Below are 12,853 nucleotides of genomic sequence, written 5' to 3' on the forward strand. Positions count from 1 at the left end.
TTCCTTGCGAACCTTTGCGCAAGGGCATGCTCAAAAGATTAAATCTGGGCATCGTTCTCGTCGGAAATCTTTCCGGTGTTCGATCGATGCGCGAAACAGACCGTTTAAAGCGGCGTTCGGGGACAAGGCATGCCATCACCAAACACCGGCGGACCATCCACCGTGAGCAGCAAGCTGCCGCTTCACTGGATAGGTGTGTTGCCATTTGCCGTATTTGTCCTGCTCTTCCTGATTCTGCCGACGATGAAGATCGTCGTCGGCGCTTTTCAGAACGCGGATGGCAGCTTCACCTTTGACAACATCATCGGCCTGTTTACACCTTCGATCCTTGCCGCCTACTGGATTTCGATCAAGATCAGTATCGCTTCCGCATTCTTCGGCTGTCTCATCGGTTTTGCCGTCGCAGCCGCCGTGGTGCTTGGCGGACTGCCTCAGAGAATTCGCGGACCGCTGCTGACGTTCTCGGGCGTTGCCTCGCAATTCGCGGGCGTACCGCTCGCCTTCGCCTTCATCGCGACGCTCGGTCCCGTCGGGCTGCTCACCGTGTTTCTGAAAACACAGATCGGCATCGATCTGCGCATGCTCGGCTTCAACATCCTGTCCTTCTGGGGACTGACGATCACCTATCTGTTTTTCCAGATACCGCTGATGATCCTCATCATTACCCCGGCCCTTGACGGCTTGAAGCGCGAGTGGCGCGAGGCGGCCGAAATACTCGGTGCAAGCGGCGCGCAGTATTGGCGCATGGTGGCTTTTCCCATCCTTCTGCCGTCGCTTCTCGGCACATTCTCGTTGCTGTTCGCCAATGCTTTCGGCGCGGTCGCGACGGCGATCGCACTTACCGGCTCCTCTCTTAACATCGTTCCGATCCTGCTTTTCGCACAGATTCGCGGCGACGTTCTGGGTAACCCCAATCTTGGTTACGCACTGGCTTTCGGCATGATCGTCGTCACCTGCATCGCCAACACGCTCTACATCTGGATGCGCACGCGCAGCGAAAGGTGGCTGAAATGAAACGGCTTTTCGCTTGGGGCGCGCTCGCCTTCGGGATCCTCTATTTCGCCCTGCCGCTGATCGGCATGACGAACTTCTCGCTGAAAATGCGACGCGGCGAATATTCCTTCGACGCCTACGCCAAGGTGCTGGGCGATCCGCGTTTTCAGGAGACGTTCAGCTATTCCGTGATGATGGCGCTGTTCACCATCATATTCGGCGTGGTGCTGGTGGTGCCAACCGCCTACTGGGTGCGTCTGAAACTGCCGGCCCTGCGCCCGGTCATCGAGTTCATCACGCTTCTGCCCTTGGTGATCCCGGCCATCGTCATCGTGTTCGGTTATATCCGGCTCTACAACACGTCCAGCTGGCTGCCGCTGACCGGCACGATAACTGGCACCAACCTGCTGTTGATGTTCGGTTACACGACGCTGGCTCTGCCCTACATGTACCGCGCCGTCGATACGGGACTTCGCACCATCGACGTGACAACGTTGACTGAAGCCGCGCAAAGCCTTGGCGCCGGATGGACGACGATCCTTGCCCGCATCATCCTGCCGAATGTGCTGGTGGCGGTACTGTCGGGTGCATTCCTGACATTCGCCATCGTCATCGGTGAGTTTACCATGGCGGCACTTCTCAATCGCCCGGCCTTCGGCCCCTACATGCAGTTGCTCGGCGCCAACCGCGCCTACGAACCGGCAGCGCTTGCCGTGATTTCCTTCGGCATTACATGGGGTTGCCTTGGTTTGATTCAACTCGTTTCCCGTTATCAAAAGGGCACCCCTCCCAAGGGCTGAGAAAGAAATTTTAATGAGCTTTTTGACACTTCAGAACATCAGAAAATCCTTTGGGCAGGTTCAGGTCGTGCATGACTTCAACATGGCCATCGAAAAGGGCGAGTTTGTTTCCTTCCTCGGACCATCGGGCTGCGGCAAGACAACCGTTTTGCGCATGATCGCCGGTTTTGAAACGCCAACCGACGGATCGATCACCATCGACGGCAAGAACCAGACGACGCTGAAACCCAACCAGCGCAATATCGGCATGGTGTTTCAGGCTTACGCGCTGTTTCCCAACATGAACGTCTTCGACAATGTCGCGTTCGGCCTCAAGGTGGCAGGAAAGCCGAAGGCGGAAATCGAAGCCCGCGTGAAGGAAATGCTGGCGCTGATCCATCTGGAGCATCTGGCGGATCGTTATCCCTACCAGATGTCGGGCGGACAGCAGCAGCGCGTGGCGTTGGCGCGCGCGCTTGCCCCGAAACCCCAGGTGCTTCTGCTGGACGAGCCGCTCTCGGCGCTGGATGCCAAGATCCGCGTCTCGCTGCGCGAGGAAATCCGCCAGATCCAGCAACAACTCGGCATCACGACGATTTTCGTCACGCACGATCAGGAAGAGGCGCTGTCCATTTCCGACCGCATCGTTGTCATGAATGCCGGACGTGCCGATCAGATCGGCTCGCCGTTCGAAATCTACAACAATCCGGCAACCCGCTTCGTGGCGTCTTTCGTCGGAACCCTGAACCTGATCGACGCGACCGTTATAGATGCGTCAGCCAGCACCATTCGCATCGGCGACCAGCAGGTTTCCCTGAAAAAGCCGCTCGGCAAGGGCAATGGTGAAAAGGTGACGGTGGCGCTTCGTCCCGAAGCCGGATCGCTGGGTGACGCCATGAACGGAGACGTGGCCATTTCCGGCACCGTCACCTCAAGCCACTTCCTCGGCTCGGTCATTCGCACACGGCTGGATGTCGGCGGCGCAATCCTGTCTTTCGACATGTTCAACGATCCCGGCACCGCACCGCCATCCATCGGTGAGCGCGTGACGCTGAAATTCGCATCAGAAGATTTGATGATCGTAGCAGAGTAACGGCCTTTTTCCTCCTGAGAAAAAGAGGTAGCCATCCTCAATCTCAGGAGTGAATTCATGCGTGCACTGTTTTACGAGCTGTTTGGCGAAGCCCCGAAAATCGCAAACCTGCCGGACCCAGAACCGACGCCGGGCGGCGTGGTGATCGAGGTCAAGGCAACCGGGCTTTGTCGCAGCGACTGGCATGGCTGGATGGGCCACGACAGCGACATTCACCTGCCGCACGTACCGGGCCACGAGTTTGCCGGTGTCATTTCTGCCGTTGGCAAAAACGTCATGCGCTTCAAAGTTGGCGATCGCGTAACGGTGCCGTTTGTCTCCGGCTGCGGCCATTGCCAGGAATGCCGCTCCGGCAACCAGCAGGTCTGCGAGACACAGTTCCAGCCCGGCTTCACCCATTGGGGTTCCTTCGCCGAATATGTCGCCATCGACTATGCCGACCAGAACCTCGTGCACCTGCCAGAAGAAATGGGCTTCGACACAGCAGCCAGCCTTGGTTGCCGCTTCGCCACCTCATTCCGTGCCGTGGTCGATCAGGGACGCCTGAAAGGCGGCGAATGGCTGGCGGTGCATGGCTGCGGTGGCGTAGGCCTCTCCGCTATTATGATCGGTGCCGGGCTCGGCGCACAGATCGTTGCCATCGACATTGCCGAAGACAAGCTGGCGCTCGCCAGACAGCTGGGTGCAACCGTCACCATCAACAGCCGCAACGTCGCCGACGTGACCGAAGCCGTTCGCGACATCACCGGTGGCGGTGCGCATGTCTCGGTCGATGCGCTCGGCCATCCGCAGACCTGCTGCAATTCCATCAGCAACCTTCGCCGCCGTGGTCGCCATGTGCAGGTCGGCCTGATGCTGGCCGACCATTCCCTGCCGCAGATCCCCATGGCGCGGGTCATTGCGCATGAGCTTGAGATTTATGGCAGCCACGGCATGCAGGCGTGGCGGTATGACGACATGCTGGCGATGATCAAGACCGGCAGGCTATCGCCGGAAAAACTGATCGGCCGCCACATCACGCTCTCGGATGCCGTGACCGCCCTGCCCGCCATGGACAGTTTCAAGGATAGCGGCATCAGCATCATTGATCGTTTCGAATGAGATCCTACATCAAGAAGTCAGACATTCGTCACGGCCATGTCCGTGTTTTCGACGGTCTATCGGACAGCAAGGGATAGGATATGCTGTTTCTCGACAGCATCAGCATGAAGGATCCGGTGAGCGGAGGGGATGAATATCCATTCTCCGTTCCAGCCTTGCGCAACATCGAGCGCCTTCGGTTCAAGACGCCCATAACCTTCTTTGCCGGCGATAACGGTTCGGGGAAGTCGACGCTTCTCGAGGGCCTGGCGGCCGGAATGAACGCCTATGCCATCGGCGCGCACGGTCAGGTTTCCAGCGACGTCTATCTTCAACATGCAGGCACCGTCGCGAATGCCTTTTATTTCGCCCGCAAGAAATATCCGAAAGTCCGCATGTTCATGCGCGCCGAGGACGTTCTGGGTTATGTCCGCCAGCTCAACGAAGAAAGGCTTGATGACTTCCGATGGGAGCGTGAACTGGCATTGAAGAAAGGACAGGATTTTCCGGAAGAGACACCGGAAACATTCCGTCGCATCGTCAGAACCAACCCCATTGATCGACGTTCTCATGGCGAGGGTTTCATCGACATCATGCAACAGCGGCTGCATGGCGCAGGCCTCTACTTTCTCGACGAACCGGAGAGTCCTCTCTCACCGCAGAAGCAGTTGCAACTGGCGGAAATCATCCGGCAGACGGCCGAAAGCGGCGCCCAGCTGATTGTCGCCACCCATTCTCCCGTGCTCCTCGCCATACCGGAAGCCACGATCTACAACTTCAGCGAGGCGGGCATTCACGAACGGCTTTATGATGAACTGGAGAACATCCAGTTTCTCCGGCGTTTTATGGATCGCCCCGGCAGATATATGGAAGACTGATTATCCCTTCTGTTTCATGGCAACCTCGCCGCCGAGGATGTCGGGAAATGACGGCTCCAGGCGGCATTGCAGACACAAAAGGGCTTGTAATTCCGGCCTTATTGCCGCATGCGAACCTGCATAAAGTAATATGAGAAGAACGTGCCATGTCACCCACAACGACACCCGCTTCTGCGCGTCCGCTGAACGCCCAGGATTATAGAACGCTCGGCCTGTCCGCTCTCGGCGGCGCGCTGGAATTCTACGACTTCATCATCTTCGTGTTTTTTGCCACCGTCATCGGCCACCTGTTCTTTCCGCCGGAAATGCCTGACTGGCTGGTCATGATACAGACCTTCGGCATCTTCGCCGCAGGTTATCTGGTCCGCCCGATCGGCGGTATCGTACTTGCGCATTATGGCGATAAGTATGGGCGCAAACGCGTCTTCGCTTTCTCGATCCTGCTGATGGCGCTGTCGACGCTCGGTATGGCTCTGATGCCGACCTATGCGACAATCGGTGTAGCGGCCCCGATCCTGCTCGTGGTACTGCGCATGTTGCAGGGCGCTGCCATCGGCGGCGAGGTTCCCGGCGCATGGACATTCGTGTCCGAACACGTACCCTTCCGTCATGTCGGTCTAGCCTGCGGTTTCCTCACCTCAGGCCTGTCCTTCGGCATCATGCTCGGCTCGCTCATCGCATTTGCCATCAACTCGATCTTCCCTCCGGAAGATGTGGCAGGCTACGCATGGCGCATTCCCTTCCTGCTCGGCGGCGTCTTCGGCCTGATCGCAGTTTATTTGCGCCGCTGGCTGGAAGAAACGCCGATCTTCACTGAAATGAAGAAGTCGAAATCGCTGACGGACAAGCTGCCGCTTGGCCTCGTGCTGAAGCATCATATGCGCGGCGTGATCATTTCCGCACTGCTGACTTGGGTTCTCTCGGCGGCCATCGTCGTCACGACGCTGATGACGGCGACTTTCCTGCAAAAGCTCTATGGCTACACGCCAACGCAGGCGCTGGCGGGCACCAGCTTCGGGACGCTGTTCCTGATCTTCGGCGTCATCATTGCAGGCGCGCTGATCGACCGCATCGGCAGCGGCATCTTCTTCATGGGCGCAAGCATCTTCTTTGGCGTCGCGACCTTCACCTTCTACAGCTATGCCGGCACATCGCTGACGACGATGTTCGCACTGTATGCAGTCATGGGCCTGTCAGTCGGCATGGCAGGGGCGGTTCCATACGTCATGGTCCGAGCGTTTCCGGCATCAGTGAGGTTCTCAGGCCTGTCTTTTGCCTACAATGTCTCATACGCCGTCTTTGGCGGGTTGACGCCGATTGCAGTCACCACGGCTCTTGCCGTCAATCCGATGGCGCATGCGTGGTATCTGGTGTTCATCTCGATTCTCGCCTTCTGCATCGGCCTTTATCTCTATATGCGCGGCAGCGAAGTGGAAAGCCACGTAGGCATCGAGGAACTGGCGACGCTGCGCTCCTGAGACAGGACGGGACTGAACCGAAACAAGAAAGGCGCGGATCACTCCGCGCCTTTTGCATTTGATGACAAGTGACGGCCGTTGAAGTCGTCAGGCCGCGCTGTCGATCTCTTCCTCGGCGTTCGTCGGCACATAGTTCAGAACCGGCCCAAGCCAGCGCTCAACCTCCACCACCGGCATGTCCTTGCGGCGGGCGTAGTCCAGAACCTGATCGCGCTCCACCTTCGCCACGCCGAAATAATAACTCTCCGGATGGCCGATGTAGATGCCGGAAACGGAAGAGCCGGGCCACATGGCGTAGCTTTCCGTTAGTTCAACGCCGGTGGCATTGGTCGCATCCAGCAGCGAGAACAGCGTCTTCTTTTCTGTGTGGTCGGGCTGAGCGGGATAACCTGGCGCGGGACGAATACCCGCATAGGCTTCGGCAACCAGTTCCTCGGCATTGAAGTTTTCCTGTGGCGCATAGCCCCAGAACTCGGTGCGCACCCGCTCGTGCATGCGTTCGGCAAAAGCCTCGGCAAAACGGTCGGCCAGCGCCTTGACTAGAATGGACGAATAGTCGTCGTTCGCCCGCTCGAAGCGCTCGGCGATTGCCACTTCCTCGATACCCGCAGTAACCACGAAGCCGCCGACATAATCGGCAACACCGCTGTCTGCCGGCCCCACGAAGTCGGAAAGCGCCACATTCGGGCGTCCATCGCGCTTGGAAAGCTGCTGGCGAAGCGTGAAGAAGGTCGCCAGTTCTTCGCTGCGATTTTCGTCCGTAAACAAGCGGATATCGTCACCAACAGTGTTGGCAGGCCAGAAACCGATCACGGCACGCGGCCTGAACCACTTCTCCTCGATGATCTTCTTCAGCATCGCCTGCGCATCGCTGTAAAGCTGCCGTGCCGCCTCGCCCTGCTTCTCGTCGTCGAGGATCGCCGGGAAGCGGCCCTTCAATTCCCACGTTTGGAAGAACGGCGTCCAGTCGATATAATGCGACAGCTCTTCCAGATCGTAGGTTTCGAACACCTTCGTTCCGAAGAACTGCGGCTTGACGGGCTGATACGCGGACCAGTCGACCTTCTGGGCATTCTCGCGGGCGCGGGCAAGCGGCAGACGCTGCTTCTCGCGTTCGTTACGTGCGTGTGCTTCGGCCACCTTTGCATATTCGGTGCGAATACCATCGATATAGGCGGGCTTCTGCTCATTCGACAGAAGCGCAGACACGACACCCACCGCGCGCGAGGCGTCGGTAACGTAGATCGCCTGCCCCTTTTCGTAGCGCGGATGGATTTTCACCGCCGTATGAACGCGGCTCGTCGTCGCCCCGCCGATCAGAAGCGGAATATCGAAGCCCTGACGCTCCATTTCAGCCGCCACATGCACCATCTCATCCAGCGACGGGGTGATGAGGCCGGAAAGGCCGATAACGTCAACCTTTTCGGCAATCGCCGTCTCAAGGATTTTTGTGGTCGGAACCATGACGCCGAGATCGATGATCTCGTAATTGTTGCAGGCCAGAACCACGCCGACGATGTTCTTGCCGATATCGTGCACGTCGCCCTTAACGGTCGCCATCAGCACCTTGCCGGCTGCGCTGCGTTCGGAACCGCCGTTCAGGCGCTTTTCCTCTTCCATGTAGGGAAGCAGAACGGCAACCGCCTGCTTCATCACGCGTGCGGACTTCACCACCTGCGGCAGGAACATCTTGCCGGAGCCAAACAGATCGCCGACGACGTTCATGCCCGCCATCAGCGGACCTTCGATAACGTGCAGCGGCCGCGCAGCCCCAAGGCGCGCCTCTTCCGTATCGGCTTCGATATAGTCGGTGATGCCGTTCACCAGCGCATGTTCCAGACGCTTCTCGACCGGCAATTCGCGCCAGGAAAGATCCTGCGCCTTGGCTTCCTTTGCACCGGCACCACGGAAACGTTCAGCGATTTCCAGCAGCCGCTCGGTCGAATCCTCACGGCGGTTCAGCACCACGTCTTCGCAGGCGTCGCGCAGCTCAGGATCGATGTTGTCATAAACGGCAAGCTGACCGGCATTGACGATGCCCATGTCCATGCCGACCTGAATCGCATGGAAAAGGAACACGGCATGCATGGCTTCGCGCACCGGCTCATTGCCGCGGAACGAGAAGGACAGGTTCGAAACGCCACCGGAAATATGCGTCAGCGGCATGGTTTCGCGGATCGTCTTCGTGGCCTGAATGAAGTCCACGCCATAGTTGTTGTGTTCCTCGATGCCGGTCGCCACAGCGAACACGTTCGGATCGAAGATGATGTCTTCCGGCAGAAGGCCTGCCTTCTCGGTCAGCAGCTTGTAGGCACGCGAGCAGATTTCCACCTTGCGAGCGTAGGTGTCCGCCTGCCCGACCTCATCGAAGGCCATGACGACGACGGCCGCACCGTAATTGCGGACCAGCTTCGCCTGCTGGAGAAATTTCTCCTCGCCTTCCTTCAGCGAGATCGAGTTGACGATCGACTTGCCCTGAACGCATTTCAGGCCAGCCTCGATGATCTCCCATTTGGAGCTGTCGATCATCACCGGAACGCGGGCGATATCCGGTTCGGCGGCAATCAGGTTGAGGAACTCGACCATCGCCTTTTCGGAATCGATAAGACCCTCGTCCATGTTGATGTCGATGATCTGAGCGCCGTTCTCGACCTGATCACGGGCAACCGCCAGCGCCGCCGTATAATCACCAGCGGTGATGAGCTTGCGGAAACGGGCCGAACCGGTAACGTTGGTGCGCTCGCCAACGTTGACGAAGGGGATTTCCTTCGTCAGCACGAAAGGTTCGAGGCCGGACAACGACATGAACGGCTTATGTTCCGGGATCGGGCGCGGCTTGTAGCCCTTCACCGCCTCAGCAATGGCGCGGATATGCTCCGGCGTCGAGCCGCAGCAGCCGCCGACGATGTTGACGAGGCCATCGCGCGCAAAACCTTCGACCTGACGCGCCATCATCTCAGGCGTTTCGTCGTACTGGCCGAATTCGTTCGGCAGACCGGCATTCGGATAAGCGCAGATGAAAGTGTCGGCGACATCCGACAGTTCCTGAAGATGCGGGCGCATCGCGTCGGCACCCAGCGCACAGTTCAGGCCGATTGTAAACGGGCTTGCGTGGCGCACGGAATTCCAGAAGGCCGATGGCGTCTGGCCGGAAAGGGTACGGCCGGACAGATCGGTGATCGTGCCGGAAATCATCACCGGCAGATGAATGCCCTTGGCCTCGAAGCGCTCCTCGCAGGCGAAGATCGCCGCTTTGGCGTTCAGCGTATCGAAAATCGTTTCGATCAGGATGATATCGGCACCGCCGTCTATCAGGCCGTCGATCTGCTCGCCATAGGCAATGCGCAGGTCGTCGAAGGACACGGCGCGGTAGCCCGGATTGTTGACATCCGGCGAAATGGAAGCCGTACGGTTGGTCGGGCCGATGGCGCCAGCCACGAAACGGCGCTTGCCATCTTCGCGCTCTGCCCGCAACGCGGCGCGGCGCACAACCTCGGCACCTTCCTTGTTCAGATCGTAGACAGCCCCTTCCATCTCATAATCGGCCTGCGCAATGCGCGTCGACGAGAAGGTGTTGGTTTCGAGAATATCAGCACCGGCCATCGCATAACGATAATGAATGTCTTCGATGGCATCCGGCTGGGTCAGGATCAGAAGGTCGTTATTGCCCTTCTGATGGCAGGCGCAGCCAATGAAACGATCACCACGGAAATGGTCCTCATCGAAACCAAGTCCCTGGATCTGCGTTCCCATTGCACCATCGAGAATGAGAATCCGCTCACTGGCAGCCTTACGCAGCGCCTTCATGATTTCCGCGCCGTCGCGCTTTGCACCTTCCGGGCCGAACAGGTCGTCAAACACGGGCACACTCCTCATTTCGATTTGCAGATCGCAACGCGTCAAGTCACATAAAGATATGTTTATGTCAATATATCTTCAATGCACAGGTATGACTTTGCGCGGTTGCGGGAGACTACGAAATTTCCCTGACAGATGACAGGCTTATAAGGCAAGGATATAAGCCGAAACAGCAATCAGTATGGAGGACCGAATGCCTGACGATGACCGCAAGAACCAGAACTGGAACACGTTGCCATGGCACCGCCAATGGCTGGTCAAGCAGGCAGAAGGGCTTTTCGATTTCTTCCAGTACCGCGCCATCAACCCGGCAGGCGGCTTCCATGATCTCGACGGCAAGGGCGCTCCCTTGCAGCCTGACAACCCGGTGCGTGGCATCCACGCCTCGGCGCGCATGGTGCACTGCTTCTCCATCGGCCATCTTCTGGGGCGTCCGGGCTGCGGCGATATCGTCGATCACGGCATGACATACCTCTGGAACAACCATCGCGATGGCGAACATGGCGGCTACTTCTGGCAGGTAAACGATAACGGCCCGGTTGATGCAACGAAGCAGGGATATGGTCACGCCTTCGTGCTGCTTGCAGCATCGTCGGCCAAAACCGTCGGCCATCCGCTTGCCGACAGGATGCTGGCGGACATTACCGAAATTCTCGAAACGAAATTCTGGGAAGACAAACACGGCGCCATCGCAGAAGAATTCAACCGCGACTGGTCGCCCATCGACACCTATCGCGGCCAGAACTCCAACATGCATCTGACGGAAGCGCTGATGGCGGCCCATGAGGCAACCGGCGAAACCCATTACCTCACCAAGGCGGAGCGCATCGCAGACCTCATCATCCGCCGCTGCGCGGGTGAACTGGATTTCCGCGTCCCAGAACATTTCGACGAGAACTGGACGCTCGACAAGAATTATCGCGGCAACGAGATGTTCCGCCCCTCCGGTTCGACCCCCGGCCACTGGCTGGAATGGGCGCGCCTGCTGCTGCAATTGTGGGTCTTGGGCGAGCGCAGGCACGACTGGATGCCGGTCGCGGCCAAATCGCTGTTCGTACAATCCATGGCGCTCGGCTGGGACCGCGAAAAAGGCGCCTTTTTCTATACGCTCGACTGGAACGATAATCCCGACAAGACGGCAAAGCTCTGGTGGCCGATGTGCGAGGCGGCGGGTGCGGCGCACTTCCTCAACGAGAACCTTCCCGCAGACGGGTTCTACGAAGACAGCTATCGCCGCATCTGGAGCACGATCGCCAACAACTTCCTCGACCATCAGAACGGCGGCTGGCATGAGGAACTGACGGAAAACCTTGTTCCGGCGCGTACACTGTTCCCCGGCAAGGGCGACATCTATCACGCACTTCAGGCGTGCCTCATCCCGCTCTTCCCGGCAACGGGAAGCCTGACGAAAGTCATTGCGGAAAACGGCGGCTCGTACTGAGCCGTCTGCCCGCTAAGGCCACATTCAGAACCCGAGAGTTTCTTCAAACTCATCCCAGGATTGATACATCTCATAACGGCCAATCCCGCGAACAGGGACATGGCCGTAATAGGGCGAAAGCTGGAATTCGGCTGCGGCCTCGCTTTTTCCGGCTACAGCACCGACATAGATCGCCGAGGCGAGCCCCGTCCGGTTCGCGCCATGCTCGCAATGAATCAGGATCGGCTTTTCCGCATTGCGCATGACCGCAGCAAGCATTTCCGCCTCCTCCACCGGAAGCTTTTCGCTGGAACTTAGCGGATAGTCGACAAGCCGGATACCGTGTTCCTGCGCGGCGGCGCTTTCGGCCTCGTACCACGCCTCACGCTTCTCGTTCCGCAGATTGATGATGGTCTTGATACCGTGTTTCCCGGCGTAGGATGCGATATCCTCACCACTCGGTTGCGCCGACCTGTACAGCTCTCCTGGAAGGACCTCGTGGAAATTGCCAGTCAGCTGGCCGATGCCCATATGCGCACCCGCCAGAACAGGCAAGGCGACAGACGCAACGGCAGCGATTTTCAGAAACCCGAGGACGGAACGCAAAACTCAAACCCACTCAAATTCAACGGACGGATCGGGGAGTGCCACCCCAAGCGGGCGAAAACAAGTCGAAACGGACAGACCTCAGTCGAACTCTGCTGAATTGATCGTTACCAGCCATTCGAGCCTGCTCGGCTCCACCCGCTCATTGTTACGCAGCCTGAATGCCCGGCAAACCGTTAAGGTGCCATCGGGCTCTATCCTCACGTTGCTTGCCTGGTAGGGCTCGAAAACCACGGATACCCGAAATCCCGGCTCGAACCCCTCAAGCGTGTAGGTGAGATGCGTCACGGCAACGCTGTTCCCGTTGCGGATCGTGACGCGCAAAGGCGATGCCGGATCGGAGCATGTAGTATCGAGCGCCGCTGTTGCGATGACATGTTCGAGCCTCTTACCACCCTGAAACCAGTCATACATGACGAAAGCGGCGGTGGTTCCCCACACAAGCCCGAGGCACAGAACGGCAGGTTTGAGATATCTCGGAAAGGCGATCAGCGTCATCAGAAGAAGCGCGCTGAGGACGGCAGCAAAAATCACGCCGATCCTCCTCGACCTGAATCAAACTTCACCCGCTTGCTCCTCCCGTGCCACATCGTCGCCAACGATGGCGAAATATTTGCCGCAAACTTATGGGCGATCTCCAAGCTGTCAAGACAACCTAGCGTGACAAT

The 12,853-nt window shown here is 58.4% G+C and carries 10 protein-coding genes; 7 read left to right on the forward strand and 3 right to left on the reverse strand.

Annotation, left to right across the window (positions count from 1 at the left end; all coding sequences use genetic code 11):
• The first annotated feature begins 129 nt into the window (after positions 1-129).
• The 6 genes from N7578_RS18915 (at position 130) to N7578_RS18940 (ending at position 6,301) form a co-directional block, all read left to right on the forward strand.
• Positions 130-1,014 carry an ABC transporter permease subunit gene (locus tag N7578_RS18915; protein WP_311111772.1) on the forward strand — a complete coding sequence of 295 codons (885 nt, stop codon included), beginning with the start codon at positions 130-132 and terminating at the stop codon, positions 1,012-1,014.
• Positions 1,011-1,793, forward strand: a complete 783-nt coding sequence (locus N7578_RS18920) for an ABC transporter permease (RefSeq protein ID WP_311111773.1) — start codon at positions 1,011-1,013, stop codon at positions 1,791-1,793. The genes N7578_RS18915 and N7578_RS18920 overlap by 4 nt, the downstream gene beginning before the upstream one ends.
• A 13-nt stretch (positions 1,794-1,806) precedes the next feature.
• Positions 1,807-2,865 (forward strand): ABC transporter ATP-binding protein, encoded by a 1,059-nt coding sequence (locus N7578_RS18925; protein WP_311111774.1) that lies wholly within the window; start codon positions 1,807-1,809, stop codon positions 2,863-2,865.
• A 57-nt stretch (positions 2,866-2,922) separates the two neighbouring features.
• Positions 2,923-3,966 (forward strand): zinc-dependent alcohol dehydrogenase family protein, encoded by a 1,044-nt coding sequence (locus tag N7578_RS18930; RefSeq protein WP_311111775.1) that lies wholly within the window; start codon positions 2,923-2,925, stop codon positions 3,964-3,966.
• A gap of 80 nt (positions 3,967-4,046) precedes the next feature.
• Positions 4,047-4,823 carry an AAA family ATPase gene (locus N7578_RS18935; protein WP_311111776.1) on the forward strand — a complete coding sequence of 259 codons (777 nt, stop codon included), beginning with the start codon at positions 4,047-4,049 and terminating at the stop codon, positions 4,821-4,823.
• A gap of 146 nt (positions 4,824-4,969) precedes the next feature.
• The gene (locus N7578_RS18940) at positions 4,970-6,301 is read left to right on the forward strand and encodes an MFS transporter (protein ID WP_311111777.1); all 1,332 of its coding nucleotides are present in this window, start codon (positions 4,970-4,972) and stop codon (positions 6,299-6,301) included.
• A gap of 87 nt (positions 6,302-6,388) precedes the next feature.
• Here the strand turns inward: N7578_RS18940 and metH are convergent, their stop codons facing one another.
• The gene (gene metH, locus N7578_RS18945; protein WP_311111778.1) at positions 6,389-10,162 is read right to left on the reverse strand and encodes a methionine synthase; all 3,774 of its coding nucleotides are present in this window, start codon (positions 10,160-10,162) and stop codon (positions 6,389-6,391) included.
• A 178-nt stretch (positions 10,163-10,340) separates the two neighbouring features.
• Between metH and N7578_RS18950 the strand changes: the two genes are divergently transcribed.
• The gene (locus tag N7578_RS18950) at positions 10,341-11,600 is read left to right on the forward strand and encodes an AGE family epimerase/isomerase (protein WP_311111779.1); all 1,260 of its coding nucleotides are present in this window, start codon (positions 10,341-10,343) and stop codon (positions 11,598-11,600) included.
• 24 nt (positions 11,601-11,624) lie between these two features.
• Here N7578_RS18950 and N7578_RS18955 read toward each other — a convergent pair whose 3' ends face one another.
• The gene (locus N7578_RS18955; RefSeq protein WP_311111780.1) at positions 11,625-12,185 is read right to left on the reverse strand and encodes a dual specificity protein phosphatase family protein; all 561 of its coding nucleotides are present in this window, start codon (positions 12,183-12,185) and stop codon (positions 11,625-11,627) included.
• An 81-nt stretch (positions 12,186-12,266) separates the two neighbouring features.
• Complete coding sequence (locus N7578_RS18960; protein WP_311111781.1) at positions 12,267-12,719, reverse strand: hypothetical protein; 453 nt, start codon at positions 12,717-12,719, stop codon at positions 12,267-12,269.
• Positions 12,720-12,853: the final 134 nt, after the last annotated feature.

The sequence above is a fragment of the Agrobacterium tumefaciens genome, from assembly GCF_031801495.1.
In the GTDB taxonomy this organism is placed as follows: Bacteria; Pseudomonadota; Alphaproteobacteria; order Rhizobiales; family Rhizobiaceae; genus Agrobacterium; species Agrobacterium tumefaciens_K.

Bases quoted from the DNA above. Each gene is read 5' to 3' on its own strand.
- N7578_RS18915 (WP_311111772.1), top strand. From the start codon at position 130: ATGCCATCACCAAACACCGGCGGACCATCCACCGTGAGCAGCAAGCTG.
- N7578_RS18920 (WP_311111773.1), top strand. From the start codon at position 1,011: ATGAAACGGCTTTTCGCTTGGGGCGCGCTCGCCTTCGGGATCCTCTAT.
- N7578_RS18925 (WP_311111774.1), top strand. From the start codon at position 1,807: ATGAGCTTTTTGACACTTCAGAACATCAGAAAATCCTTTGGGCAGGTT.
- N7578_RS18930 (WP_311111775.1), top strand. From the start codon at position 2,923: ATGCGTGCACTGTTTTACGAGCTGTTTGGCGAAGCCCCGAAAATCGCA.
- N7578_RS18935 (WP_311111776.1), top strand. From the start codon at position 4,047: ATGCTGTTTCTCGACAGCATCAGCATGAAGGATCCGGTGAGCGGAGGG.
- N7578_RS18940 (WP_311111777.1), top strand. From the start codon at position 4,970: ATGTCACCCACAACGACACCCGCTTCTGCGCGTCCGCTGAACGCCCAG.
- N7578_RS18950 (WP_311111779.1), top strand. From the start codon at position 10,341: ATGGAGGACCGAATGCCTGACGATGACCGCAAGAACCAGAACTGGAAC.